Annotated in this window: 26 protein-coding genes, 5 tRNA genes and 1 riboswitch; of the genes, 20 read left to right on the top strand and 11 right to left on the bottom strand. The window is 65.4% G+C overall.

Going from position 1 to position 21,800, the window contains the following annotated elements:
• Positions 1 to 18: 18 nt before the first annotated feature.
• From pgsA to B9Y82_RS05565, 4 genes are all read left to right on the top strand, one after another.
• Positions 19 to 645: a CDP-diacylglycerol--glycerol-3-phosphate 3-phosphatidyltransferase gene (gene pgsA, locus B9Y82_RS05550; RefSeq protein ID WP_012510614.1), complete on the top strand. Its 627-nt coding sequence runs from the start codon at positions 19 to 21 to the stop codon at positions 643 to 645.
• A gap of 155 nt (positions 646 to 800) precedes the next feature.
• Positions 801 to 876 (top strand) — tRNA-Gly (locus tag B9Y82_RS05555).
• Positions 877 to 1,014: 138 nt separating this feature from the next.
• The gene (locus tag B9Y82_RS05560; protein ID WP_100471862.1) at positions 1,015 to 2,121 is read left to right on the top strand and encodes an NAD(P)/FAD-dependent oxidoreductase; all 1,107 of its coding nucleotides are present in this window, start codon (positions 1,015 to 1,017) and stop codon (positions 2,119 to 2,121) included.
• Positions 2,122 to 2,234: 113 nt separating this feature from the next.
• Positions 2,235 to 2,310, top strand: a tRNA-Gly gene (locus B9Y82_RS05565).
• A 69-nt stretch (positions 2,311 to 2,379) separates the two neighbouring features.
• On the opposite strand, the gene B9Y82_RS20815 is transcribed toward B9Y82_RS05565, so the two are convergent.
• The gene (locus tag B9Y82_RS20815) at positions 2,380 to 2,919 is read right to left on the bottom strand and encodes a hypothetical protein (RefSeq protein ID WP_238381541.1); all 540 of its coding nucleotides are present in this window, start codon (positions 2,917 to 2,919) and stop codon (positions 2,380 to 2,382) included.
• Between B9Y82_RS20815 and B9Y82_RS05575 the strand changes: the two genes are divergently transcribed.
• Genes B9Y82_RS05575 through B9Y82_RS05590 form a run of 4 tightly spaced genes read left to right on the top strand, consistent with a single transcriptional unit; the run spans position 2,918 to position 7,167 of the window.
• Positions 2,918 to 4,381 carry a TolC family protein gene (locus B9Y82_RS05575; RefSeq protein ID WP_100471863.1) on the top strand — a complete coding sequence of 488 codons (1,464 nt, stop codon included), beginning with the start codon at positions 2,918 to 2,920 and terminating at the stop codon, positions 4,379 to 4,381. The genes B9Y82_RS20815 and B9Y82_RS05575 overlap by 2 nt on opposite strands.
• On the top strand, positions 4,378 to 5,517 hold the full coding sequence (locus B9Y82_RS05580) for an ABC transporter permease (RefSeq protein ID WP_100471864.1): 1,140 nt from the start codon (positions 4,378 to 4,380) through the stop codon (positions 5,515 to 5,517). The genes B9Y82_RS05575 and B9Y82_RS05580 overlap by 4 nt, the downstream gene beginning before the upstream one ends.
• Positions 5,518 to 5,527: 10 nt before the next feature.
• Positions 5,528 to 6,256: an ABC transporter ATP-binding protein gene (locus B9Y82_RS05585; protein ID WP_100471865.1), complete on the top strand. Its 729-nt coding sequence runs from the start codon at positions 5,528 to 5,530 to the stop codon at positions 6,254 to 6,256.
• Positions 6,253 to 7,167, top strand: coding sequence for an HlyD family secretion protein (locus tag B9Y82_RS05590; protein ID WP_100471866.1), 915 nt, complete (start codon positions 6,253 to 6,255; stop codon positions 7,165 to 7,167). Before B9Y82_RS05585 ends, B9Y82_RS05590 begins: the two co-directional genes overlap by 4 nt.
• Positions 7,168 to 7,173: 6 nt before the next feature.
• On the opposite strand, the gene B9Y82_RS05595 is transcribed toward B9Y82_RS05590, so the two are convergent.
• From B9Y82_RS05595 to B9Y82_RS05605, 3 genes are all read right to left on the bottom strand, one after another.
• Positions 7,174 to 7,560 carry a hypothetical protein gene (locus tag B9Y82_RS05595; protein WP_157804595.1) on the bottom strand — a complete coding sequence of 129 codons (387 nt, stop codon included), beginning with the start codon at positions 7,558 to 7,560 and terminating at the stop codon, positions 7,174 to 7,176.
• A 183-nt stretch (positions 7,561 to 7,743) separates the two neighbouring features.
• Positions 7,744 to 8,181, bottom strand: a complete 438-nt coding sequence (locus tag B9Y82_RS05600) for a hypothetical protein (protein ID WP_087922096.1) — start codon at positions 8,179 to 8,181, stop codon at positions 7,744 to 7,746.
• Positions 8,174 to 8,575: a hypothetical protein gene (locus B9Y82_RS05605; protein ID WP_100471868.1), complete on the bottom strand. Its 402-nt coding sequence runs from the start codon at positions 8,573 to 8,575 to the stop codon at positions 8,174 to 8,176. Before B9Y82_RS05605 ends, B9Y82_RS05600 begins: the two co-directional genes overlap by 8 nt.
• A gap of 127 nt (positions 8,576 to 8,702) precedes the next feature.
• Between B9Y82_RS05605 and B9Y82_RS05610 the strand changes: the two genes are divergently transcribed.
• The 7 genes from B9Y82_RS05610 to B9Y82_RS05645 all read left to right on the top strand — a co-directional run bounded on the left by B9Y82_RS05610 (position 8,703) and on the right by B9Y82_RS05645 (position 13,319).
• Positions 8,703 to 8,778: transfer RNA gene (locus B9Y82_RS05610), tRNA-Gly, on the top strand.
• Positions 8,779 to 8,920: 142 nt separating this feature from the next.
• Positions 8,921 to 8,996: transfer RNA gene (locus B9Y82_RS05615), tRNA-Gly, on the top strand.
• Positions 8,997 to 9,062: 66 nt separating this feature from the next.
• A tRNA-Cys gene (locus B9Y82_RS05620) sits at positions 9,063 to 9,136 on the top strand.
• Between the two features lie 224 nt (positions 9,137 to 9,360).
• A complete protein-coding gene (locus B9Y82_RS20820) occupies positions 9,361 to 10,803 on the top strand; it encodes a hypothetical protein (RefSeq protein WP_238381542.1) in 1,443 nt (480 codons plus the stop codon).
• Between the two features lie 352 nt (positions 10,804 to 11,155).
• Positions 11,156 to 12,037 carry a hypothetical protein gene (locus B9Y82_RS05635; protein WP_238381543.1) on the top strand — a complete coding sequence of 294 codons (882 nt, stop codon included), beginning with the start codon at positions 11,156 to 11,158 and terminating at the stop codon, positions 12,035 to 12,037.
• Positions 12,038 to 12,419: 382 nt separating this feature from the next.
• Complete coding sequence (locus B9Y82_RS05640; protein ID WP_157804596.1) at positions 12,420 to 12,746, top strand: hypothetical protein; 327 nt, start codon at positions 12,420 to 12,422, stop codon at positions 12,744 to 12,746.
• A gap of 51 nt (positions 12,747 to 12,797) precedes the next feature.
• The gene (locus B9Y82_RS05645; RefSeq protein ID WP_100471872.1) at positions 12,798 to 13,319 is read left to right on the top strand and encodes a GNAT family N-acetyltransferase; all 522 of its coding nucleotides are present in this window, start codon (positions 12,798 to 12,800) and stop codon (positions 13,317 to 13,319) included.
• 10 nt (positions 13,320 to 13,329) lie between these two features.
• Here the strand turns inward: B9Y82_RS05645 and B9Y82_RS05650 are convergent, their stop codons facing one another.
• Positions 13,330 to 13,971, bottom strand: a complete 642-nt coding sequence (locus B9Y82_RS05650) for a flavin reductase family protein (RefSeq protein ID WP_100471873.1) — start codon at positions 13,969 to 13,971, stop codon at positions 13,330 to 13,332.
• 105 nt (positions 13,972 to 14,076) lie between these two features.
• On the opposite strand from B9Y82_RS05650, the gene B9Y82_RS05655 reads away from it, so the two are divergent.
• Both B9Y82_RS05655 and B9Y82_RS05660 read left to right on the top strand, forming a co-directional pair.
• Entirely contained in the window at positions 14,077 to 14,781 is a 705-nt protein-coding gene (locus B9Y82_RS05655) for an ArsR/SmtB family transcription factor (protein ID WP_100471874.1), read from the top strand.
• Between the two features lie 124 nt (positions 14,782 to 14,905).
• Entirely contained in the window at positions 14,906 to 15,175 is a 270-nt protein-coding gene (locus B9Y82_RS05660; RefSeq protein ID WP_008267735.1) for a hypothetical protein, read from the top strand.
• A gap of 15 nt (positions 15,176 to 15,190) precedes the next feature.
• On the opposite strand, the gene B9Y82_RS05665 is transcribed toward B9Y82_RS05660, so the two are convergent.
• On the bottom strand, positions 15,191 to 15,955 hold the full coding sequence (locus B9Y82_RS05665; RefSeq protein ID WP_100471875.1) for a thioesterase family protein: 765 nt from the start codon (positions 15,953 to 15,955) through the stop codon (positions 15,191 to 15,193).
• Between the two features lie 55 nt (positions 15,956 to 16,010).
• Positions 16,011 to 16,631, bottom strand: coding sequence for an FMN-dependent NADH-azoreductase (locus B9Y82_RS05670; RefSeq protein WP_100471876.1), 621 nt, complete (start codon positions 16,629 to 16,631; stop codon positions 16,011 to 16,013).
• Between the two features lie 106 nt (positions 16,632 to 16,737).
• Between B9Y82_RS05670 and B9Y82_RS05675 the strand changes: the two genes are divergently transcribed.
• Positions 16,738 to 17,670 carry a LysR family transcriptional regulator gene (locus tag B9Y82_RS05675; protein WP_100471877.1) on the top strand — a complete coding sequence of 311 codons (933 nt, stop codon included), beginning with the start codon at positions 16,738 to 16,740 and terminating at the stop codon, positions 17,668 to 17,670.
• 34 nt (positions 17,671 to 17,704) lie between these two features.
• Here B9Y82_RS05675 and B9Y82_RS05680 read toward each other — a convergent pair whose 3' ends face one another.
• Positions 17,705 to 17,905: a hypothetical protein gene (locus tag B9Y82_RS05680; protein ID WP_100471878.1), complete on the bottom strand. Its 201-nt coding sequence runs from the start codon at positions 17,903 to 17,905 to the stop codon at positions 17,705 to 17,707.
• Between the two features lie 90 nt (positions 17,906 to 17,995).
• Positions 17,996 to 19,072 carry an alpha/beta hydrolase gene (locus B9Y82_RS05685; RefSeq protein WP_100471879.1) on the bottom strand — a complete coding sequence of 359 codons (1,077 nt, stop codon included), beginning with the start codon at positions 19,070 to 19,072 and terminating at the stop codon, positions 17,996 to 17,998.
• 261 nt (positions 19,073 to 19,333) lie between these two features.
• Between B9Y82_RS05685 and B9Y82_RS05690 the strand changes: the two genes are divergently transcribed.
• Positions 19,334 to 19,846, top strand: coding sequence for an AAA family ATPase (locus B9Y82_RS05690; protein WP_100471880.1), 513 nt, complete (start codon positions 19,334 to 19,336; stop codon positions 19,844 to 19,846).
• A 96-nt stretch (positions 19,847 to 19,942) separates the two neighbouring features.
• Positions 19,943 to 20,776, top strand: coding sequence for an AraC family transcriptional regulator (locus tag B9Y82_RS05695; RefSeq protein ID WP_100471881.1), 834 nt, complete (start codon positions 19,943 to 19,945; stop codon positions 20,774 to 20,776).
• Positions 20,777 to 20,779: 3 nt separating this feature from the next.
• Here B9Y82_RS05695 and crcB read toward each other — a convergent pair whose 3' ends face one another.
• Together crcB and B9Y82_RS05705 are read right to left on the bottom strand one after the other, a co-directional pair.
• Complete coding sequence (gene crcB / locus B9Y82_RS05700) at positions 20,780 to 21,172, bottom strand: fluoride efflux transporter CrcB (protein WP_100471882.1); 393 nt, start codon at positions 21,170 to 21,172, stop codon at positions 20,780 to 20,782.
• An 80-nt stretch (positions 21,173 to 21,252) separates the two neighbouring features.
• A riboswitch (Fluoride riboswitch) is annotated at positions 21,253 to 21,316 on the bottom strand.
• 22 nt (positions 21,317 to 21,338) lie between these two features.
• Positions 21,339 to 21,740: a helix-turn-helix domain-containing protein gene (locus tag B9Y82_RS05705; protein WP_005415999.1), complete on the bottom strand. Its 402-nt coding sequence runs from the start codon at positions 21,738 to 21,740 to the stop codon at positions 21,339 to 21,341.
• Between the last annotated feature and the right edge of the window lie 60 nt (positions 21,741 to 21,800).

The following is a 21,800-nucleotide window of genomic DNA, read 5'->3' on the forward strand; positions in this document are numbered from 1 at the left end:
AGAGAGAAGCACGCAAGCATGAAGTTGACCCTGCCCACCTGGCTGACGTTGTTGCGGATCGTGATGATCCCGGTGCTGGTGCTGGTGTTCTACCTGCCTTACACCTGGACCAACTTCGCTTCGGCGGCGATCTTCGGCCTGGCCGCGATCACCGACTGGCTCGACGGCTGGATCGCCCGCCGGTACCAGCTGGAGTCGGCCTTCGGTGCCTTCCTCGACCCGGTCGCGGACAAGCTGATGGTGGCGGTGGCGCTGTTCCTGATCGTGCAGGGTCATCCGACGCCGTGGATGGCGTTCTGGGCGGCGGTCATCGTCGGCCGCGAGATCGCGGTATCGGCGCTGCGCGAATGGATGGCCGAGCTGGGCCAGCGCGCCAAGGTGCGCGTGGCGATGATCGGCAAGGTCAAGACCACCGCGCAGATGGTCGCGCTGCTGTGCCTGCTGTATTCGGTGGCCCCGAACGTCCCGGTGGAAGACATCTGGATGGGCTGGCCGGTGTTCCACATCGGCGACTGGACCCTGGCGATTGCCGCCGTGCTGACCCTGTGGTCCGGCCTGCAGTACCTGCACGCCGCCTGGCCGAGCCTGCGTGATGACGAGCGCGCGGCACGCGAGCGTGCGCGGCAGAAGAAGCTGGGCAACTGAGCCCCGGGGTCGGATCCCTTTGCTCAGGAAAGGGCTCTGACCCCATCGATGTATCCATCCACGCATGGCGTGGATACGCGGCGCCGGGCGCGTCGCAGACCCTGAAAAAAAGCGCTTGACGCCATCCTTGGAATAGGTAGAATTTCGCCTCCCAAGCGGGAATAGCTCAGTTGGTAGAGCGCAACCTTGCCAAGGTTGAGGTCGCGAGTTCGAGTCTCGTTTCCCGCTCCAGATTCAAGAACAACGCTCCCGCAAGGGGGCGTTTTTCGTTTGCGTCCAGCGCACTTCATCCCGGCTTCACCGCCACTCCATCGCCTCACCACGCGCGCTCGCGAAGCTGCGTCTCCGTTACAGCCCGGTGATCCCGCGATGCCTCATCAATCCTCTGCCTATGACCACGACGTGGTCATCGTCGGCGCCAGTTTCGCCGGTGCCGCCTGCGCGTTGGCCGCCGCCCAGTACGGCCTGCGGGTCTGCGTACTTGAACGCAAGGCCGACCCCGGCGAGCGCCTGCACACTACCGGCATCGTGGTGAAGGAGGCGATGGAGCAGGCCTGGTTGGGGCGCATGCCCGAACACCTCGTGCAACGCGTCGCGAATGTGCGCCTGTATGCGCCGAACCTGCGCAGCGTGTTGCTGGCCGCGCCGGGCTACTACTTCCTCACCACCGATACGCCGAACCTGATGCGCTGGTTGGCCAGCGAACTGCGCGCGAACGGTGTCGACCTTCGCCTGCAGCAGTCTTTCACTGATGCCCATCGCAGTGGTGACGGCTGGCAGGTGGATGGGGCAGGGCGATGCGCCTATCTGGTCGGCGCCGATGGCGCACGTTCGCGCGTGGCCCAGCGCACCGGACTCGGGCAGGTGCGCGACAACCTCTTCGGCGTCGAGCGTGAGTTTGCCGGCCGTCAATTGCCGCAGGGCGATGCGTTGCATTGCTTCGTCAGCAAGCGCTACGCGCCGGGCTATATCGGCTGGGTCGTGCAGAATCCAACCGGCCTGCAGGTCGGCTTGGCGCTGCGGCATGATCCGCAACAGGTACGGCCGCCGGATATTGATGGCTTCCTCGGCCACGTGCGCGATGTGGTCGGCATTCCGCCTTCAGCGCGTCCTTCGGCCACCCGCGCCGGCCTGGTGCCCTGCGGCCGGCCGGATGGGCCGATCACCGGCCATCGCCTGATCCTGACCGGTGACGCCGCCGGCATCGTCTCGCCGCTGTCGGCTGGCGGCATCCATTCCTCGTGGCGGCATGGCTGGGCGGTCGGAGAGGCGATTGCCCGCCATCTGCGCGGCCAAGGGCCGGACGCCGAACGGGTGGCGCGGCAGGCCGCCCCGGCCTTCCACGGCAAGCGCCTGCTGCGCTGGGCGATGGACCATCTGCAGGCCGACTGGCCGCTCAATGCACTGCTGCACACGGGCGCCACGCGGCGTATCGCCGAGCAGATCTACTTCCATCGCCGTGGCCTGCGCCCCTGAGGCCAGGGCCCAGGGCCTGAACGTCGCACCGCGATGCACCTGAAAATTCCTGTTGACGCCGTGCAGCAATATCGACACAATAGCGCTCCTTCGACGCAGGTCGAACGAAATCTGCGGGAATAGCTCAGTTGGTAGAGCGCAACCTTGCCAAGGTTGAGGTCGCGAGTTCGAGTCTCGTTTCCCGCTCCAGATTCAAGAAGAACGCTCCCGCAAGGGGGCGTTTTTCGTTTGTCACACGGGTTTCATCGCAGGGGGGCGCTAGCGCGGCTTGCCGGGCAGGGGGCTGCACCAGGTCCGGGCGTCATGCTGGTCGAAGCCGGGGCAGCGGCTGTCCCGCGGGATGTAGACGTAGGGAACATCGTCTTCGTAGGTGAAATGGTAGTGGTAGGTCCGGTCCTTCCCGTACAGCCAGTAATTCGACGAGCCTTCATTGATGGCATACGGCTCGAAGGTGAGGATCGAGGATTCGGCAGGAATGAAGTTGCTGCGCTCCATCAGGAGCAGCAGGACGTTCGAGGCCAGTGGGGTGGTCAGCGCGACAACGAGCGCACCGGCGATCAGTGACGTAATCGAGGCAGTCAGTAGCCCGGCATGGGTACGATTCACGGGCAGGCAGCATCGAGGCAGGGCGACGCCGAAATGTGCAATACGCAGTGGAGGGCGTCCAGTGTTCCGTGCTGGGAACGCATTGAAAGCGTGGTGAAAGACTGGGGCAGCATTGCCTGAACCGAACGCCTGTTGTGACTGATTTTCGACCAGTTCTCCATGTTTGCTCCACAATCCCACGGTAGCCTTCATGCTCCTTCTACACGTTGGCGGGCTGGTGGTCAGGCGTATCAGTTCAGTGGCAGTGCCCAGGGCCGGGCACGGACTTTCCCTGCATCCAGTGCTCCGCCCCGCTGCGTTGTTGGCAAGCCTGGCCCTGGCCGGTTGCATGTCGGTGCCGGTGCCGGACCTGCCTGATCGCACGCCCAGCACCTGGACCCGGGTGCCGCAGGGCCAGGGCGTGGCCGTGGACGCCAAGCAGTGGTGGAAAGTGCTGGCCGACCCGGCGCTGGATGGACTGGTCGATCAGGCCATTGCCGGCAACCTCGACCTGCAGCAGGCCACGCTGCGCCTGCAGGCCGTGCGGATCGTCGCCGGCACGTCGGACTCGCGTTTCCTGCCCGAAATCTCGGCCAGCGCCAAGCAGGTGCAGGACGCCGCCGCGGTCGACACCTATTTCCACGCGGGTATCGAAGCGATCTGGGACCTGGGGCTGTTCGGCGCTGCCGAGAGCGCGCAGCTCAGCGCGCAGGCCTCGGCCGGGAATGCCGAGGCGCTGCGCAATGCCGCGCAGGTGGCGGTGATTGCCGACGTGGTGCGCAGCTATCTGGATCTGACCATGGCGCAGGCCCAGCAGGATCTGCTGGTGCGCCAACAGGCCGTGGACGATCGCGGCGAACAACTGGCGCTGGTCCGCCAGCGCCTGCGCCTGGATGAGCCCGGCGAACTTGACCGCCTGCGTGCACGCCAGGCCGCCACCCGTGCGGCGACGGCGCAGGCCCGCGAGACTGCGGACAACGCTGCCCGTGCGTTGGCCTTGTTGCTGGGACGTGATGGCCCGGACCCGGCGTGGCGTGCCTATCGCACGCCGCCGACGCTGGGCGCATTCTCGCTGCAGCAGGTCCCGGCCGATCTGCTGCGCCATCGGCCGCAGATCCTGCTGGCCGAATCGGAGGTGATGCAGGCCGCGGCCAGCAAGGGCTCGACGCGCGCAGCGATGTATCCGCGGGTCAGCCTCGGCGGCTCCATCCTGTACGCGTACAACCTCACCCAGAACGCCCGTTCCAATTCCGATTCCAGTCCGTCGATCGGCCCGTACGTCGATATTCCGCTGTGGGACTGGGGCCAGCGTCGCGCGCGCTTCCACGCCGATGAAAAGCAGCTGGATGCCGCGCTGCTTGGTTACCGCAAGGCGGTGCTCGAAGGTGTGAGCGAAGTGGAAGGCGCGCTGGGCAGCCTGGCGCGGCAGGAAAGCAGCATCCAGTCGCTGCGTGCGGCCGATGATGCCGCGGGCCAGCAGGTCAAGCGCCAGGCGCGGCAGGTGCAGCTTGGCCTGTCCAGCGAATTCGATGGGCTCGACACGCAGCGTGCCGCACTGGCCGCGCAGGCCGATCTGATCGGTGCGCAGGGCGCGCGCGTGCTCGCATTCGCCTCGCTGTACCGCGCCCTGGGCGGCGCGCCGCTGCCGGTCGAGCCTGAGGGCGGCTCGCAATGATCGCGCTGGCCCGCAAGACCCTGGCCTACGAGTGGCGCCGGTTCCTGCCGGTGGTGCTGGCGATGTGTTTCGCCGGCGTGCTGTTGATCGTGCAGGCGGCACTGGTGCTGGGTATCTTCGGTACCGCGGCGATCTACGTGAAGGCATCCTCCGCCGATATCTGGGCCGGTTTCCCTGGCACCCAGAGCGTCAATTACGGCCATGCCATCAGCGCGGATGTGGAAAGCCATCTGCGCATGGACCCGGACGTCACCCGCGTCGAACCCTACGAATGGGTCGATGGCGAGTGGCGTTCCAGCGCGCAGGGTACCGGCAACGTGTCGGTGTACCTGTCCGGCATCTCTACCCGGGACGACGCGATGATGTTCGCGCGCATCCTGCCTGCCGACCTGCGCGCGCAGCTGCGGGAGCCGGGTGCGGTGATCGTCGACAGCGCCGACCTGGACACGCTGGGCGTGGACCTGCAGAACAACCGTGCGTGGATCAACGGCAAGGCGGTGCGCGTGGTGGCTGCACAACCGGGCCTGCGTGGCCTTGGTGGTGTCAACGTGCTGGCGTCGCTGGATACCGCGCGCGCCATCGCGGGTACCGATCCGCACGAGGGCAGTACCTATTTCGTGGCGGGCCTGCGCTCGACGGACCTGGCCGACCGTGTGCGCGACCGCCTGGCCGCGTCGATGGGCCAGGCCACGCCGGTCGAGTTCTGGACCGCACCGGAGTTCGCCAGCCGTTCGCAGCAATACTGGCTGTTCGATACCGGCGCCGGCATCGCGGTGCTGTTCATGGCGGTCATCGTCTGCTTCGTCGGCGCGGTGATCACCAACCAGTCGTTTGCTTCCGTGGTGGCTGGGTCGGTACGCGAATACGCCACGCTCAACGCACTCGGTGCCGGGCGCTATGCACTGGCGCGGGTGGTGTTCGAGCAGGCATTGCTGATCGGCGGCGTGGGCATGTTGCTGGCGGCGGCGTTCAGCACCGTCGTGCTGTTGATCGCACAGACGCAGCGCGTGCCGGTGCAGCTGACGCCGATGGTCATCATCGGCTGCGTGGCGCTGGTCGCGGTGATGGCCATGCTGTCGAGCATCATGGCGGTACGCAGTGTCGTCCGCTCCGATCCATCGTTGCTGCTGCGTTGAGGGCCGGCCGATGATTTCTACACGCGCCGCCGCCCCGACCCTGCAGGCCGACGCACTGGAAAAGGGCTTCATGTCCGGCGACGTGCAGGTGCCGGTGCTGCGCGGCCTGTCGCTGGACATCTATCCCGGCGAGCTGACTCTGGTATCGGGCCCGTCCGGCTGCGGCAAGAGCACGCTGCTGTCGTTGCTGTCCGGCCTGTCTGCGCCCGATGGCGGCCGCGTGCACGCACTCGGCCAGGACGTGGGCCACATGACGCGCAGCGAAGTGGAGCGCTTCCGCCTGCACCATGTCGGCTTCGTGTTCCAGGGCTTCAATCTGTTCCCGGCGCTGACCGCGCTGGAACAGGTGCAGTTGCCGCTGGGCTACCGCGGGATGAGCAATCGTGAAAGTGAACCGCTGGCCCGCAGGGCGCTGGAAGAGGTGGGCCTCGGCCACCGCAGCCACATGCGCCCGGCGCAGTTGTCCGGCGGTGAGAAGCAGCGTGTGGCCGTTGCCCGCGCATTCGCCAAGTCGCCGACGCTGATCTTCGCCGACGAACCGACCAGCGCGCTGGACGCCGAGAACGGCCAGCGCGTGATCGACATCCTGCACCGCTACGCACGTGCACATGGCGCCACCGTGCTGTGCGTGAGCCACGATCCGCGCCTGATCCGGCATGCCGATCGGGTGATCGCCATGGAAGACGGCATGGTCCGTGATGACCGCCGCCAGAACGAAACTGTAGAGCCCGCCCCATGACCAAGATGTTGTACCTGCTCCCGCTCAGCCTGGCCCTGTCCGCAGCGTTCCTGCTGGGTGCCTGTTCCAGGGGCGTGCCTGCCCAGGCACCCGCAGCCAAAGCCAGCACTGCCACCGCAAGCAAGGTCGCGGTGGCGCGCGGCATCATCGACGTCGAGGGTGGCCTGATTGCGCTGGCGCCACCGGTGGATGGCTCGATCACCGCCGCGCCGGTGAAGGAGGGCGCCACGGTGAAGAAGGGGCAGCTGCTGCTGTCGCTGGACGGTGCACTGCTGCAGCAGGAAGTGGCGATGGCCGCCGCCGATCTGGCCCTGGCCAATGACCGCTTGAAGGGCACCCAGGCGCAGCTGCGCGAACTGGAGCGCAATGCCACGCGCCTGTCCACCGGCGCCAGCGAAGGTGTGTCGTCCAACCAGCAGGCCGATGCGGCCAAGCAGCAGCTGGCCGCTGTGCGCGCTGACGTCGACGTGGCCGGTGCGCAGGTTGACATGGCCCAGCACAAGCTGGAGCACGCGAAACTGAAACTGCAGCAGATGTCGCTCAGTGCGCCGGAAGCCGGCACTGTGGTCGGCCAGGTGCCGGGCCTTGGTGCGTTCGTGCAGGCTGGCAAGCCGGCGATTTCGCTGCTGCCGGCGCGCCCGCTGCAGGTGCGTGCAGAACTGAGCGCCGCCTATGCCGATGCCGTGCAGGTGGGCATGAAGGCCACCGTGGTGCCGGACAGCGATGGTGCCGAGAGCACCAGCGCACTGCCGCCCGCACGCGTGGTGCGCATCAGCCCGGTGTTCGCGCAGGCACGCCTGCCTGAAGATGCCGGGCGCGGCGTGGCCAAGGTCGTGGAGTGCGTGCTGGAATTCGACGGTGAGGCCAAGGTACGCTTCGGCCAGCACGTGCGGGTGGAGTTCCGGAAGTAGATTCGATCAGCCGTTGGGCCAGCGGCGTAGGCGCGGCCAGTACTGGACGGGGACGATGATGGCAAGGGTCAGCAACATGCCTGCGCTGAGCGCCTGCAGCCACTGGGAGTGCAGGCCGCGCACCGGGGGTTGATGGATGGCGGACACGCTCCATAGCAATGTCCAGGCGAGCAGCGGTACCAGCATGATCGTCAGCCGCAACCACAAGCGAAAGAGAGACCAGGGCCGGAGCAGCAACGCAACGACGACGATCTCTCCCAGGCAAAGCATCGAGAATCCAATGACGGCTTGCAGCGGATAGGTTGGTGTCGTGCTTCTTCCCAGGCGTATCTGCCAGTGATCGGGTTGGAAACCAGCGTGCACGAATCCGGCAACAAGCAGTAGCCAAAGCATGGCCAGGCACAAGCAGAACATCCGGGGAGGCCGAGGGAGGAGCGCGCGGGGCGACATTGACGCAGGCCCATTCGAAGGAGGGGCGACAAACATCCCGCCGCTACCGGGTTTGCGTACATGCAATTGATACGAAATCCTGTAGGTGAGAGCCTTCGGGGGGCGCGTAACGGCAGTGCTTCCTGTCTAGGTGCGCGTTCCGTGCCGCGCCCTGGCCACTGCCTTCGCTGCACTCACCGCCGATACCACGCACAGTGCCAGCAGCAGCCCCACGTCCAGTAGCAGCAACCACAGCAGATGCGTGCCGTGCACGGGTGGCTGGTGCATCGCGGACAGCATCCACGGCACCGACCACACCACCAGCAACGCGAACGCGATCAGCAGGCGCAGCCACAGGCGTCTCAGTTTCCAGGGCTGCACGATCAGGGCGGCCACCACCAGCTCGACGGTTCCCAGCAGCGCGAACATGATGACGCTGCTGGTCGGGTAGGGCAGCTCGGCGCCTTCCAGGTGGTGCAGCAGCCAGTAGTCCGGAGTGAAGCCGGCATTGACCAGTGCAGCGATCAGTGCCAGCCAGGTCAGTGCGACCAGCAGCCAGAACAGGCGGATGTAACGTCTAGGCATCAACGGTGTCCGTGGTCGGGCGGGAGGTCCCGCGCGACGAGTAGCGCAGGCTTGCCACGATGGCGGCCAGTGCCAGCAGGCTGGGCCCGGCGGTGAAGTAGAGCAGGCGCAGCGGGTGGTTGTGCATCAGCGTCCAGGTCGCGAAGGCCAAGGGAATGGCCAGCACCAGCAGCTTGGCGCAGAGCGGTCGCAACACCGCGATCATCGGCTGGGCGCCTAGGAACATCCAGAAAAGATGGAACTGGGCGATGCCCAGGCTGATGCCGCGACCGGAGGTGAAGCCGACATGGTCGCGATACCAGTTCATTCCCAGCGGAATCAGCGCCGAGTACAGCAGCGCCACCAGCAGATGCAACAGCAGGGCGATCAACAGGGGCTTGCCGCGAAGGAGCATGGGCGAACGGGACCGGGCGGGGCAGCGTACCCCAGTGCGGACGCCCGTGACCGCATGATGTGAGACTGTTGACGGCGTGAAGGAATTTGGACACAATAGCGCTCCTTCGACGCAGGTCGAAGAATCTGCGGGAATAGCTCAGTTGGTAGAGCGCAACCTTGCCAAGGTTGAGGTCGCGAGTTCGAGTCTCGTTTCCCGCTCCAGATTCTACAGGGCCCCGGTAGGGGCCTTGTTTTTCTCCCGCCACGGCAAGGCGGGGCACGTTGGGCCACGAGGCTTTACGCGCAGTCAGAAAGGTGAAATAGCTGGTGTGTGCCCCGGATTTCCGGTACCATGTCGGCTTACGCGGGAATAGCTCAGTTGGTAGAGCGCAACCTTGCCAAGGTTGAGGTCGCGAGTTCGAGTCTCGTTTCCCGCTCCATGTTCCGACAGGCCCCATCATGGGGTTTTGTCTTGTCAGGGCCCTGTTCCTGGCGCGCAGTACGTTGGCCTCATGGCAGAGTGGCTATGCACCGGATTGCAAATCCGTTTACAGCGGTTCGATTCCGCTTGAGGCCTCCAATTGAAAAGCCCTGACTCCGGTCAGGGCTTTTTCTTTGCCCGGTGTCTAGCGCCGAAGGCTAGAATCCCCTGATTCGCCCCCAAAATCATCGGTCTGCCACCCGTTTTCGGGTGGCAAACTCGCGTTCACACGTGCCGAGTGCGTTTACGCGAGTTTGAGCAGGGATGGCAACCAAGCGACGCCGGGGGACTTCTGGCAGTACACGATCAGGCGGGTGGGGCTGTTGCCCCAGTCGGTCTACCTGAGCTTTGCCACGGAGGCGGAACGGGACGAGTACGTGCGTCGCCTTGAGGCGCTGCTCAACCGTGGGGTAGTGCCGGAGGAGCTGACCAACACCAAGGCGGCGGCGAAGGATCTGCGCAGCCAGGTAACCGAGTATCGGAGCGCGCAGCACACCTCTGTCGATGACGAGCAGCTGCTGCCCGTCTTCCTCTCGCGGTTGCCTATCGGCATCACCTTGCCGCAGCTGACCTTTACTTGGGCGACCGAGTGGGTGACCACCATGAAGCCCGAGCAGAATCTTGCGCCTTCAACGATCCGACACTATGTGGGGGCGCTCTCCCGTGCCTTGGATTGGCTGGCCGCTCATGGCGCGCCGCCAATGAATCCTCTGCGACTCCTGCCTTGGGGTTACTCCACGTACACGGCTGATGACAAGATCGTTGTGAAGCGCATAGATGGGGACCCAACGCAACTGTCGCTGCTGAAGCCAACGGCGGGTGGCCCGCGCCAGTTTGAGGTATCTCTCAATGGACATGTGTGGACTGGCGTCATCGAGAGCTTCCAGAAGCAGCGAGAGTTTGCCGATGGGGGAGCCCGGCTCAGCGGCAGGTCGCGGACAGCCCTGCTTGCGGCGCCGTACGCGCCGGCAAGGGTCAAGGTTGCCAACGAGGACAGGAGCATGGCCCAGCTGGTGGCCGAAGAGCTGGCCGATACCGGATTCACCAGCCAGTACGAGACGGTTGATTGGACGGTGCTCGCTGGTGCTTGGTTCTATGACGCCAGCACGCCCCTCGATGCGATCAGTGCACTGGCCGAGGCGAGCGGGGCGGTTGTTCAATCTCATCCGCAAGACCTCTCGCTTCACGTCCGCGCGAGCTACCCAGTCAGCCCATGGCTATGGCGCGACACTCAGCCAGCCCATGTCGTGCAGGAAGACATCGTGCTGACTGAGAGCTTGCAGATGCGGAGCGCGCCACTGTATGACGCCGTCGTGGTGACTGGCGAGATTCCGGGGAAAGGAGTCACCTGCAAGGTCCGTAAAGCTGGTGAGGCAGGGCAGCTCTACGCTCAGCAAGTGAGCAGTCGGCTGATCAGCGTCGCTGCGGCAGGTGCTGAGCGAGGACGCAACGTTCTGAGCGATCGCGGTGAGCAGGCAGCCGTAGACCTGACGGTTCCCCTCTTCCCGAAGCCGCTGAAGGCGGGGAAAGTGGGAGCCATCATGCCTTTGGATCTGGTGGAGGTCGTTGCTGCTGAGGGCACCTGGCACGGGCAATGCGAGTCCTTGCGCATCGAGGTTGTGATCGATCAGCAGGCCGTTGTGATTGAACAGGCCGCTACACTGGAGAGGCACTACACCGATGCGGACTGGCCTCTGGGATCAATTCGGCGAGCTGGTGACCAGCAGCCCCCGATTGCTGGCGACCGTCACTGCGCACAACAGTGACGGAACCAGCACGCTGACCACTTATGACGGAGTGCAGATGCGGGCGTTTGGTCAGCTCCAGTTGCCGATCCCTTACAACGTGTGGGTTCGGGCTGGGCGCTTGGTGGAAGCTGCGCCCAACCTGCCGCTCATCGAAGTGACCGTCTAGCAAGACAGGGCGCCGCCCGGGTGCCGGCAAGCATCCGAGCGGCGCCGCAACACAGGTGATCTCAGCACCTGGCATTGGCCGTGGCCATCGCGAGCGCGGTGGAATCGCCCGCCTTTTTTCTTCCGACGCGATTGAGATAGTATCGACTGGGCTTTCGAGAGACAGGAGCCTCGATAGCTGATTGGTCTAACATGGAGAGAGACAATGCTGTTGAAGTGCGCTCTTGCTGGGATGCTCGGATTTGTTGGGTTTGGCGTTCTTGTCGCAGACGTGAATGCTGCCGCTGTACGATGCGAAACCTGTCGAATTGATGGTGACTATCGCGCTGAGGCCGTTCGTCAAGGACCAGGGACTCACCTGATTTTTAATGTCACTGCCAACCAGATTCAGCAGTACTACGTCGGTACAAGCTCCGGCGGCGGCGGCGGTGGTGGCATTGAGCCGAGGGCCGCAGGACCTCTCGTTGTACGGGAGACGCCGCCGGCGGGTGCCGTTGAAGAGGTGAACCGAGCTCATCGCGTACAGGTCGTCGGTGGTGGCACGCTTCGTCCCACATTCATCGTGCCCATCGCGACGCTTGGGCTCAATCCGAGCGCAAGTGGCATGACGGCCTACGAGTACGTGTCGGACTACAACCTGCGTGCAATGGTCGAAACTGCGACGGGCAGCACAGAGGTCATTTCGAAAGTAGTCGGGGCTGACGTTTTCACGGCCATGGCCGACCTGCTGCAGCACGTTACGAACTACACAGGCCTGCGCGACCAAGCGCGGATCATAATGAAGGTCGTCTTTAAAGACGGCTCATCGGTTGTTGTTATCGTTAACCTCGAACATCAGAATGGTCAGTCCGAGGTCGGTAGCGAGCGAACGGCTGCAGGGCAGTTGATTCCGACCGATATTCAGCAGGTCAATGGTACTTGGACTGACTACGGCGGGGAGAATCTCGCACGGATGGTCACCCATCTCCAGGGGCTCGGTGCAACGATGTCGGCATCTGGCCCGTCTTCGACGGGGAGTGTCAAGGCAATCACCTGTAGTGGCGCCGGGGTCGCTAAGGTTTGCAACGTCGAGTATATGATCCGCTGACGGAGTGGTAGATCACCGTATCTAGAAGAAGGGGCCGCATTCGCGGCCCCTTCTTATTTGTGCTCTTGAAAGACGCTTCACTTCTTGCGGCGACTCAGGATGCTGAGCACTACCGCAATGATGCCAACCGGAATCAGGATGACCGCCAGTAGGATGATCCAATGCCAGATGCTGAAACCACCCATGCTTTATATCCCTATGAAGTGACGCTTGGATGGTAGCATCTCGAAGTCGATGCTTCTAAAGCGTGATTCGCATCGTATAAGGCCGATCAACCTCGCTGTGGCACGCTGGCAGGTAGCTCAACTGTGGTACTTGAGCCGCGCCGTGCGAAGGAGTTGAGTCAGGCTCGACCCGTGGGCGCCGATTCGCGTTGGCCGCAGTGACCTCCGTGCTGTTCAGCGTCGCCACGTTGAGCAACAGCGCCTTCACCACGGGCAGCCCGTTGCACGGCATGCATGCCATCGGCATCTTCTCGACCCTGACCCCGCTGCTGTTCCAGGTAGCGCTCGGTGCCGACGCGTCCCCGCGCATGGCCTGGGTGGCGCCGGCGACGTCGCTGATGGGGATGGCCTACCTGTGGCTGATGATGTCCGAGTTCAGTCCGCCGTCGTACCGCGGTCTGATCCAGCGCATCGCGCTGCTGCCGGCGTTCGGCTGGTACACCTTTGCCGTACTGGAGTTGCGCCGGATGCGTGAACGCCACTGAGGCGGGGCTGGTACGCTGGCTCCAGCACGGAAATGGTGGCAGGCACGCGACATGATCATCCGGCCACTGGGGCACGACGACGCGGACACGCTATGGGCGGCCCGCCTGCAGGCACTGCGTGAATCACCCGCTGCATTCCTGTCCACGCTCGCCGAGGCCGCCGGTGATACCGCACGGGTGATGCAGGCGCAGCTCGATGACCCTCATACCCGTTACTTCGGTGCCTTTGACCAGGCAACACTGGTGGGCTTCCTGCGCTATGTGCGTCCGGTGCGGCTGGCACGGCGGCACACGGCGGAGATCCACAGCGTCCATGTTGGTGCAGGCCATCGTGGTCACGGCATCGCCCGTCAACTGTTCCTTGCGGCATTCGCGGCGGCATGCACGGATGGCATCGAGTCGCTCACGCTTGCGGTGCTGGCAGACAATGCTGCCGCGCGAGGACTGTACAAGTCCCTGGGATTCACCGAATCCGGCGTCGAGCCGCGCGCGGTGAAGCGCGACGGTCGCTATGTGGACATGGTGTCGTACTGGATTCCAGTGACCAGCCACCCACCATCACCGGCACCTTGAATCACCGCTTCTACGCCGGTTCGTGTACCGGCGTCTGCGCGCGGAAGTTGCGCCCGACGGGTTCACCCACGCCCAGATAGTGGCGGAACAGGTAGATCAACGGTTTCCAGCGGGCGACATCGATGTGTTGGCTGCCTGGATGGGTGATCGCCTCATGCGCATGCACACAGCGGATGCGCCCTTCGACGATCACGAAGTGCTGGCCATCGTCATCGCTTGGCGCGTGCATGGCCATCACCGTGACTTCCACCTGCAGCGGGCACTCGGCAATCGTGGCGGGTGCCACCTGTGCTGACGGTACGGCGGTGAAGCCGCCCAGCGCGAACTTGTCACGCACAAGCACGTAGCCCATCGCCTGCTTGGCATCGGGTACCGGATCGCGGCCGGTCGAACGCGCGATGGCCTCGACCTCGGCCGCCTGCGCAGAGGATGGGAAATTCAGCACGCACTCGTTGCGCAGCTGCAGGTTGCGATAGCCCTGGCCCTGCGTGCCGAGCCCCAGCACCACCCGGTTGCCCAGTGCCCAGAAAGAAGAGAGCGGGCTGATGTTGCTGCTGCCGTCGGGATTGAGCGTAGTCATCAGCAGCACCGGCGTACCCGGGTACAGCACCGAAGGGGTGATGCACCGACGCTGGATCGAAGGATTCGTCACTGTGGTTCTCGGAAGAGCGGGGCGCTGACTGTGCGCCGAGGCGGGCAGGCAATGCTTCGGTCTGCATCGAACTGTCGGCAGGTCCCTGCATGCCACAATGCCGGCATGGTCCACACCTCCGGTTCCCTTGTCAGTGTCGGTGCCCTGGTCGGTGACCAGGCGCGCGCCGCAATGTTGCTGCTTCTGATGGACGGCCGCGCCTACACCGCGATGGAGCTGGCGCGGGTGGCCGGGGTGACGCCGCAGACGGCGAGCACGCACCTGCGGCGCCTGATCGAAGGCGAACTGCTGGTGGTCATTCCGCAGGGGCGCCATCGATACCATCGGCTGGCGTCGACCGAGGTCGCGGACATGCTGGAGGGCATCCTGCGTGTGGCCGACCGCACGCCCTCATGCACCGCGGCCGCGTCACGCAAGCTGCCGGCGCTGCGCGAGGCTCGCTCGTGCTACCGGCACCTGGCCGGGGTGCATGCGGTAGCCATCACCGATCGCCTGCTGCAAGCCGGGCACCTTGTACCGCGCGACGGCTATTGGCAGGTGAGCGTAGAAGGGGCAGCGTTCCTGCGGGAGCTCGGCCAGCCGCTGGCCGAGGTGCTGCAGCATCCGGCAACGGTCAGGCCCGCGCGCTATTGCCGGGGATGCCTGGACTGCACCGAGCGGCGCCCGCATCTGGCCGGGCTGGTCGGCGAGGCGTTGCTGGACAGCTTCGTGAACAACGATTGGCTGCGGCGCGTTGAAGGCCGTCGCGAACTGCGGCTGACCCCGCCGGGGCGCGAAGCGTTGTGGAAGCGGTTCGGCCTGGCGACCTGAGCGCTCCGGCCAGTCTCATTCACCCGCGACATGCGGAGGCGCTATGGTCAGGTTCCACGTCTCAGGGAGCTGCAATGGCGAGCAAGGACATGATGGACGACAGCACGCAGCCGGAATGCCGCCGATGAGCAAGTCCGCTGCGGAAGTACGCTGGTTGACGTTCCGGCTGATGAACGGCCAATCGATCGGGCCGGACCGGTTGAAGGATGGCTGGGTGATTGCCTCGGAGACCCGCCACTGTGGCGTGCGGCGCGAGGCCATCGAAGGTGCGGGCGTGGTCTACGCGCTGTATGCACCAGCCAATCTGGCTTCACCGCGCCGCGCGGAAATGCGCATGCGCGAGTTCCTGATGAGTTCCGGCTACACCTTCACCATGGGCACGCTGGGCGGCTGATGCCGCCTGTTGCATCTACGGGCGCACCGTCAGCGCCTGGCCGAGTGTTCCGATTGGACCATGCGCATCGTGCAGCACGGTGCTGGTCAGGCCGATGCCCTGGCGGCCGAACGACACCGATGTGTCGAAGCCCAGCCACTCGCCCTCGGGCATGCCGAACAGGTGAGCGGTGAGGTCCAGGTTCGGGAAGGCGACCTCCTTCGGGTCGGCGCGTACCGCCATGCCGTTGGACAGGTCGAACAGCGTGGCGGCGCGCGCCAATGGGCTGACCGCCTCACCGTCCAGCAGCGGCTGCGTTGCACGGGCCCAGTAGGTTGCGCGGCCCGGCCCCTGATCGTGGCGACGGATCTCGATGCTCTGGATGAAACCCCCGGGCCAGACCGTGCCCGGGTCCCATACCGGCATCGATTCTGGCGGAGCAATGCCGGCGATCGGCGTGCCGGCGATCGCCCCGGTATCGTTCGGGCGCATCAACCAGGCGCGCATGCGCAGCGCCGGACGGTCATCGTGCCGCAGTGTGGCCTCCACCAGTTCGATGGTGCGGCCGCCGCGCAGCACCTGTACGTCGGCTTCCATCGTGTCGATCGGAACGGTGCCAAGGATGTCGTAGGACAGGCGCGCGATCAGGAAGCCATGGCCGCGCGCCGCGGCGTCGCGTTCGAGGTGGTGGGCCAGCAGGCCGATCGCTGGCGCGATGTGCTGCTCGCGGGTGTTCCAGGCGCCGCCGGTATGCTCGGTTGGCAGGTAGCGGGTTTCGCTCAGTCGTTCGAAGAAGGCCATCGGGTGTTGCTTCAGCGGGGAAAGAGGCGGCAGGGTGCTTGCCGGCCCCTGCATCCTAAGCGTTCGGCAATGGCATGCGCTGCGCCAATGCGGTCAATTGTGCCTGCGCGCGGGCCATGCCCTGCTCGATGCCATGTGGGCGGATGTCCATGCCTTCGGCGTAGACGAAATCAACCTCGGTGATGCCGATCAGGCCCAGCACCGATTGCAGGTAAGGCGTCACCGTGTCGGTGCCCTGGCCGACATGCACGCCGCCGCGCGGGCTGAACACCACCGCTTCCACGCCCTGGACCAGGCCTTGCGGCCAGGTCTCGGTGTAGCGGAAGGTCACGCGCGCGCGGGCGACCAGGTCGAACCAGTTTTTCAGCGGCGTCGGTACGTTGAGGTTGTACATCGGTGCGGCGATCAGCAGCAGGTCGGTGTCCATCAGTTCGCCGATCAGCGCATCGGACAGCGCGATGGCCTGTCGCGCACGCGGCCCCGGGTTCTCTGCACCGCGCAGTGCGTGGAAGATCTCCTCATCCAGCACCGGCAGGTCCAGTGCGGTGAGGTCGCGCACGGTGACGGCGTCATCGAAACCCTGCGCTGCACGCTCGGCAAGGAAACGAGTGATCAGGCCGGCGCTGCGCGAAGCGGTGCCGTTGAGGCTGGAATGGAGGACAAGCACCTTGTTCATGGCCGGAAGGCGATCTGCGTGGACGGGAAGGGTGCCCACTCTAGACTTTAAAATCTTCGCCAGTGGCGCTATTTTGTCTTTCCATTGGTTCCTGGATGGATACATTGTGGCCCTGTCCGATCTGAACGGAATCGACGTGTTCGTGGCCACGGTGCAGGCCGGCAACTTCGCGCAGGCGGCCAACGCGCTGCAGGTCACCCGTTCGGCGGTGGCCAAGAGCATTGCGCGGCTGGAAGCACGGCTGGGCACGCAGTTGTTCCAGCGCACCACCCGCAGCCAGCAGTTGACCGAGGCGGGGGCGCTCTACTACCAGCATTGCCTGCGCGCGCTGGAGGAAATCCGTGCAGGCGAGGCAGCGCTCGAGGGCGGGCGCACCCAGGTTTGCGGTCGCCTGCACGTGTCCCTGCCGGTGTTGTTCGGCCACCTGTGCATTGCACCGATCCTGCTGGAGCTGGCCCGGCAGCATCCGGCGTTGGCGCTGGATCTGCAGTTCAGCGATCGCGCCGTGGACCTGCGTGAGGAGGGGATCGACCTTGCGATCCGCATCGGTGGGTTGCCGGACAGCAGTGATCTGGTCGCGCGGCTGCTGGGCGAACACCGCATGGCGATCTGCGCCTCGCCGGCGTTCATGGCTGGGCGCGAGCTGCCACACACCGTCGACGCACTGCGTGGGCTGGAGGCGGTGGCTTACAGCCGGCGCGGCCAGGTGATGGAATGGAAGATGCGGGTGGATGGCGAGCCGCAGGTGTTGAAGCCGGATGCGCGCGTGCTGATGGACGATCTGCAGGGCCTGGCCGATGCGGCCGCAGCGGGGCTGGGCGTGGCCTGGCTCCCGTACTGGCTGGTGCGCGAGGCCTTGCAGCTGGGCCGATTGCAGGAGGTTTTCCCGGCTGCCTCCAGTGCCATCTATCCGATCCATGCGGTGTGGCCGCGTGTTCCCCACCTGCCGCTGAAGACACGGGTGGCGGTGGACGCATTGCTGGAACAGTTGCCGGCGCGCCTGCTTGAGGTGGAATCCGGGCACGCCGGCCGTCGCTGAGCCGGCTCCCGCAGGAGCCGGCCGGGGACGCCGGTCAGGGAGACGGGCAATCCGTTTCGCGGCACAGGCGGTACTCGGCCTCGCACTGCTGCGAGGTCTTGCCCAATGGCCCATGGGTTGCACGCAGGCACTGTTCAAGCTTCAGCGTGCAGAAGTCGCAGGAATCTGCGGCGAAGGCCAGGCCAGTCACGGCCATGCCAAGGAGCATCACGGTCCTCAAGGTCGTCTTGATCATCACGTCAGTCCTTTGTTTGCCCGTCAATGGGCGGGGCTACCATAGCAGTCCTTTCATTGCGGCCTTGATGCACCGCGACACCCGTTGTTTTCACTGCTGTGCAGCCTTCAACGCTTCGACCACGTCTGCTTCAGAGAAGCCGCAATGTCCTTTGCCTGCCGCAGGCAGCACCCGCGGCAACGGCCGTGCGCCGGCATGCGCCGCCAGCTGCGGATACACCGTCTGCATGTGCGGCACGATGGTGGGGTCGTTGTTGTTGAACTGGATCACCAGCGGTCGTTTCAACGCGCCGCTCAGTGCCAGCTTGGCGCGGACATCGGCCTGTGCAGCGGGCACCGCATCGACACGCTGCACGCCGGCATTGAACGCCGTGTCGTCGCCGAAGCCGCGGTAGACCACGCCCCTGTTGCCCACTGGCATGCCGCCGCTACGTGTCGCCAGTTCGTGCAGGACCAGTGCATGCAGGCTGATCGTACCGGCCAGCGCATCCGGAGCAACCTGCAGCCGCCTGGCCAGCACCTCGGCATGCTGGGGATTCTGCTGCAGCGCGCCGGCGATGCCTTGATAGAGAGCTCCCTGCGGCAACGCGGCTGCTTCACGCGAGGCAAGTCCGGCGGCGGGCAGGCCTGCCGCGTTGGGGAAGAAGAAATCGAAGGCGACCAGGGTGGTCAGCAGGTCGGCGGCGATCTGTTCGCCACTGAGGTTGGCACCGCACAGCGAGACGCCACCGGCGTAGTGCTGCGGGTAGCGCTCGAGGCTGGCCAAGGTCACTGCGCCACCCATCGAGAATCCGAGCAGCCAGGTCTGGCGCACGCGCTTGAGCTCGCCCAGCGCGTGCTGGCGCAGGCGTTCCATGTCGGTGATCGCATCGGCCACCGCCCAACCCTGGCTGGCATACGCGCTCTGCGCGACGGCGTAGCCTGCGGCCAGCAGTGCTGCGGTGCTGTCATTGGCGGCCATCGGCGTAGTGCGTGGCACACCCACCGGCTCGTAGCCGTGCGCCAGCATCACCAGGTCGCCGTTCCAGTCAGCCGGCACGTCCAGGCGCCAGGGTGCCCCTTGCAGCTCACCGCTGAGCATGCGGGGTGCGGTGGCTCGTGCAGCCAACAACGATGCGGCAGGCAGCAGAAGGGCGAGGGCGAGGGCGCATCGAAGCAAGGGGCGCATCGTGGTCATTCCATCCGGGAATGGCGCCGAGCATAGATGCCTGCGAATTATTGCGCGCGCTGCACTGCCGCAGGGGATTGCCGGTCGGCCGTGCCGCGCTCTACGCTGGCGGCATGGCCCAGCACACTGCCGCGTCGATTATCCGCATTCCCCACGGGAAGGCGGGATAGCGCGCGGTCGTCACGGCCATGCAACCCGCCCGGGAAGGCGGGTTGCATGCAGCGCTCTCCCGGGTACTGGAATCCACCGAGGAGAACGCTGATGCACCCTCTTTCATCAAGCGGCAATGCCCCGACCCTGCACCTGGTGTGCGGCAAGATCGGCGCCGGCAAATCCACCCTGTCGCAGCAGTTGGTAGCGCAGCCGTGCCACGTGCTGATCAGCGAAGACACCTGGCTGGCGGCGCTGTATCCCGATCAGATCCATTCCGTCGCCGACTACCTGCGGCGCGCGTCAGCACTGCGCGCTGCGCTGACGCCGCATGTCCGCGCGATCCTGCAGGCTGGTGTCTCCGTCGTGCTCGACGTTCCGTTCAACACGCCCGCCGCCCGTGCCTGGGGCCGCGGACTGTTCGAGTCGGCCGGCGTTGCCCATCAGCTGCATTTTCTCGATGTTCCCGACGCCATCTGCAAGGCGCGGTTGCGTGCCCGCAACGCACGCGGTGAGCACCCGTTCCAGGCCAGCGATGACGCCTTCGAGCAGATCACCCGCCATTTCGTGGCACCTGCGCCGGAGGAGGGTTTCGTGGTGATCCGTCATGCACAGGAGGGGTGAGCGCCTGCGAACGGCGACGTTCAGTCGATCATTGTGATGGCGATTCCGATACGATGTGACGCATTGAACCCTATTCGCTTGATCTGGAGTCCCTCCGTGGTCGACCGTCTCGCCATCCTGCTCGAACGTTTCGCGGTCACCGCCTCGGTGTTCCATGCCGGCGCGCTATGCGGTATCAACACCCTGCAGGGGGAGGATGAGGCCGGCCAGCTGCATCTGGTGCGGCGGGGCCCGCTGCAGGTCAGTCATGGCCAGCAGACTGTGCAGGTCGAGGTGCCCAGCCTGCTGCTTTACCCACGGCCGATGCCGCACCGGTTCAGTACCGATCCGCAGCAGGGCGCCGACATGGCCTGCGCCAACCTGCACTTCGAGGGTGGCCGGCTCAACCCGATCAGCGCCGCGTTGCCCGATTTCATCTGCATGCCGCTGGCGGATCTCTATGGCGGTGACGCGGCGCTGGAGCTGCTGTTCGAAGAAGCCTTCGAGCAGCGCTGCGGGCGGGCGGCGATGGTCAACCGGCTGTTCGAGGTGGTGATGATCCAGGTGCTGCGCCAGCTGATGGAAGGCGGCCAGATGCGTGGCGGCCTGTTCGCCGGTCTCGGTCATCCGCGGCTGCGACTGGCGTTGGTGGCGATGCATGAAGCGCCGGCGCGGGCGTGGACGCTGGAAGACCTGGCCGACGTCGCCGGCATGTCGCGCAGTGTGTTCGCCGCCAGCTTCCGTGAGGCGATGGGCACCACGCCGGGCCAGTATCTGCAGGGCTGGCGGGTGGGCCTGGCACAGCAGGCGTTGCGGCAGGGCAGGCTGCTCAAGCGGATTGCCGACGACGTGGGGTACGGCAGCGAAGCGGCGCTGTCGCGTGCGTTCAAGGCGCATACCGGGCAGTCGCCGCGGGAGTGGCGCGGACAGGTCCGCGCCGGCGCTGCCTGAGCCTCAGCCCAGCACCAGCCGCGCCAGTTTCATGCCGCCGAACAGGCCGACCAGGCCCAAAGCCACCGAGCCGCCGGCATACAGCGCTGCCAGGCCGTGCTGGCCACGCTGCAGCAGCAGGCCGATTTCCAGCGCATAGGTGGAGAACGTGGTGTATCCGCCGAGAACGCCCGTGGCCAGCAGCAGGCGCATCTGCGGCGAGGCGCCATTGCGCAGGGCGAAGGCTTCGACCAGCACGCCCATCAGCAGTGCACCGCTGATGTTGATCAGGAAGGTCGACCAGGGCCACGGACTGCCGGCTACTACCCGCGCACCGATCAGGTTGCAGGCGTGGCGCAGGCAGGCGCCGAGCCCGCCGCCGATGAAGACCAGCAAATAATTGTTCAATCCGTGCATCACGTGCCTCGGGTAGGGGTTCGCTGATTCGATGGCGAACGCCGAAGGCGGGCACGCCCTGCCGTCGACGAACACCGGTTCGTCTGGCAGGAGCCATCAGCCCTTTCAGGCGGTTATCGGGGGAGCCCCATCCCCATCGACGGCCATGCTACCAGCGGCGGTGCATTCACGTCATCGAGGTCGTCAGTACCCGGATGACCTTGCTTCGGCTGAAGCCGTCCATCAGCAGTTCGAAGGCCAGCAGGTCCAGGGCCGCGTGGCGGCGATGGTCGATCTCCAGGCCCTTCTCTTCCACCAGATGGCTGACCAGTTCGTAGGCGTCCTGCCAGACGTCCAGGTGGGCCTGGCTGGGGATATAGGTATTGCCCCGCTCACCGACGCCAAGCCCGCTCACGCCATACAACAGTTCGCGCGCGTCCAGCTTGGCCGCATCGGCGATGCGGAACAGCTGTTCGGCCTTTACATGGGCGGGGCTGACATGGTCGTTGAGCCAGTTGCTGATGGTTGCCGTCGTCGAATCGGCGGCGCGGGCCAGATCGGCCGGGCGAGGGTGCCCGGCTTTCTTCATGGCAATGGCGAGTCGTTGGCCGAGAGTATTCATCTATGCAAGCCAGCTTAACGCGTGGAT

It is taken from the genome of Stenotrophomonas maltophilia, assembly GCF_002799155.1.
Classification (GTDB): Bacteria; Pseudomonadota; Gammaproteobacteria; order Xanthomonadales; family Xanthomonadaceae; genus Stenotrophomonas; species Stenotrophomonas maltophilia_R.

What these genes read in the sequence shown, in the direction of transcription:
- B9Y82_RS05595 (WP_157804595.1), bottom strand. Translation starts at nt 7,560, where the DNA reads ATGCTTTGGCTACTGCTTGTTGCCGGATTCGTGCACGCTGGTTTCCAA.
- B9Y82_RS05655 (WP_100471874.1), top strand. Translation starts at nt 14,077, where the DNA reads ATGGTCCACACCTCCGGTTCCCTTGTCAGTGTCGGTGCCCTGGTCGGT.
- B9Y82_RS05585 (WP_100471865.1), top strand. Translation starts at nt 5,528, where the DNA reads ATGATTTCTACACGCGCCGCCGCCCCGACCCTGCAGGCCGACGCACTG.
- B9Y82_RS05690 (WP_100471880.1), top strand. Translation starts at nt 19,334, where the DNA reads ATGCACCCTCTTTCATCAAGCGGCAATGCCCCGACCCTGCACCTGGTG.
- B9Y82_RS05685 (WP_100471879.1), bottom strand. Translation starts at nt 19,072, where the DNA reads ATGCGCCCCTTGCTTCGATGCGCCCTCGCCCTCGCCCTTCTGCTGCCT.
- B9Y82_RS05635 (WP_238381543.1), top strand. Translation starts at nt 11,156, where the DNA reads ATGCTGTTGAAGTGCGCTCTTGCTGGGATGCTCGGATTTGTTGGGTTT.
- B9Y82_RS05660 (WP_008267735.1), top strand. Translation starts at nt 14,906, where the DNA reads ATGAGCAAGTCCGCTGCGGAAGTACGCTGGTTGACGTTCCGGCTGATG.
- B9Y82_RS05705 (WP_005415999.1), bottom strand. Translation starts at nt 21,740, where the DNA reads ATGAAGAAAGCCGGGCACCCTCGCCCGGCCGATCTGGCCCGCGCCGCC.
- B9Y82_RS05600 (WP_087922096.1), bottom strand. Translation starts at nt 8,181, where the DNA reads ATGCCTAGACGTTACATCCGCCTGTTCTGGCTGCTGGTCGCACTGACC.
- B9Y82_RS05575 (WP_100471863.1), top strand. Translation starts at nt 2,918, where the DNA reads ATGCTCCTTCTACACGTTGGCGGGCTGGTGGTCAGGCGTATCAGTTCA.
- B9Y82_RS05560 (WP_100471862.1), top strand. Translation starts at nt 1,015, where the DNA reads ATGCCTCATCAATCCTCTGCCTATGACCACGACGTGGTCATCGTCGGC.
- B9Y82_RS05680 (WP_100471878.1), bottom strand. Translation starts at nt 17,905, where the DNA reads ATGATCAAGACGACCTTGAGGACCGTGATGCTCCTTGGCATGGCCGTG.
- B9Y82_RS05645 (WP_100471872.1), top strand. Translation starts at nt 12,798, where the DNA reads ATGATCATCCGGCCACTGGGGCACGACGACGCGGACACGCTATGGGCG.
- B9Y82_RS05665 (WP_100471875.1), bottom strand. Translation starts at nt 15,955, where the DNA reads ATGGCCTTCTTCGAACGACTGAGCGAAACCCGCTACCTGCCAACCGAG.
- B9Y82_RS05590 (WP_100471866.1), top strand. Translation starts at nt 6,253, where the DNA reads ATGACCAAGATGTTGTACCTGCTCCCGCTCAGCCTGGCCCTGTCCGCA.
- B9Y82_RS05670 (WP_100471876.1), bottom strand. Translation starts at nt 16,631, where the DNA reads ATGAACAAGGTGCTTGTCCTCCATTCCAGCCTCAACGGCACCGCTTCG.
- pgsA (WP_012510614.1), top strand. Translation starts at nt 19, where the DNA reads ATGAAGTTGACCCTGCCCACCTGGCTGACGTTGTTGCGGATCGTGATG.
- crcB (WP_100471882.1), bottom strand. Translation starts at nt 21,172, where the DNA reads ATGCACGGATTGAACAATTATTTGCTGGTCTTCATCGGCGGCGGGCTC.
- B9Y82_RS05580 (WP_100471864.1), top strand. Translation starts at nt 4,378, where the DNA reads ATGATCGCGCTGGCCCGCAAGACCCTGGCCTACGAGTGGCGCCGGTTC.
- B9Y82_RS05605 (WP_100471868.1), bottom strand. Translation starts at nt 8,575, where the DNA reads ATGCTCCTTCGCGGCAAGCCCCTGTTGATCGCCCTGCTGTTGCATCTG.
- B9Y82_RS20815 (WP_238381541.1), bottom strand. Translation starts at nt 2,919, where the DNA reads ATGAAGGCTACCGTGGGATTGTGGAGCAAACATGGAGAACTGGTCGAA.